This is a genomic window from Vibrio sp. Vb0667, assembly GCF_033391095.1.
Window position 1 is genome coordinate 1,522 of the sequence record NZ_JAWPOL010000073.1, and the last position, 949, is coordinate 2,470.

At 44.7% G+C, this 949-nt stretch carries 1 protein-coding gene; it reads right to left on the reverse strand.

Annotation, left to right across the window (positions count from 1 at the left end):
- Positions 1–736: bifunctional tRNA pseudouridine(32) synthase/23S rRNA pseudouridine(746) synthase RluA (rluA, locus tag R8269_RS23355; RefSeq protein WP_318222684.1), on the reverse strand; the 736-nt coding region annotated here is incomplete at its 3' end.
- Positions 737–949: the final 213 nt, after the last annotated feature.

Consider the following 949-nt stretch of genomic DNA (forward strand, 5'->3'; position numbering starts at 1 on the left):
TTTTGTAATCAGGTAATTTACGCTCTGGATCGAAATAGTCAAAGATCATCTCTTCGGCTTCCTGGTAAAAGTCACACGGAACAAAAATACTGCGGAGCCAGTGACTTTTCGGATGGTAGAAGCTCAGTTCAGAAGCGTGCAGTTCCAAACGCTCAGAGAAGGCTTTGGCTTCTTCGGTAGCATAGAACTCATCACCAACAATAGGGTGACCCAACGCTTGCATGTGCACACGCAATTGATGTGAGCGGCCAGTAATAGGCAGTAAACGTACGATGGTCGTCTTTGTGCCGTCTTCGTGTTCTTCTCGCTTCGCGACTTGGAAGAGAGTTTTTGATGGCTTACCATCTTCAAAACACACTTTTTGCAGCGGACTGTTCGGCCAGTCACAGATCAATGGCAGATCGATTTCGCCCTCTTCCTGCTCGACATGACCCCAAACGCGTGCGTAGTAAATTTTATGCGTTAAGCGGAACTGGAACTGCTTTTTCAACGCACTTTCTGCTCGCTTGTTTTTAGCCAGTACCATCAATCCCGACGTCGACATATCTAAGCGATGCACGACTTGGATATCTGGGTACTCTTCCTGTAAACGACTCCACATGCTGTCATGGTGCTCTGCAAGACGTCCCGGAACTGATAACAAACCAGACGGCTTATTCACAGCCAAGATATGGTCGTCCTCAAAAACGATGTCGATCCAAGGATCAGTCGGTGGGTTGTACTCAAGCATTGCCATGGGTGGGATCTCTAGAAAATAAAAACGCCGCGATTATAACGAGGGCTCAGTCAAAACGCATTTTAATTTCGCGACCAATGAAAACACCAAAACCAACAGGGTTAATCAAGTCAATAAATTCGAAAAATAAAATAAAAACTGATTTGTAAATATAGTTTGACAAGTACTGCGGGAGTGATATTTATAGAGTGGTTACCCAAATAACTTTATTCC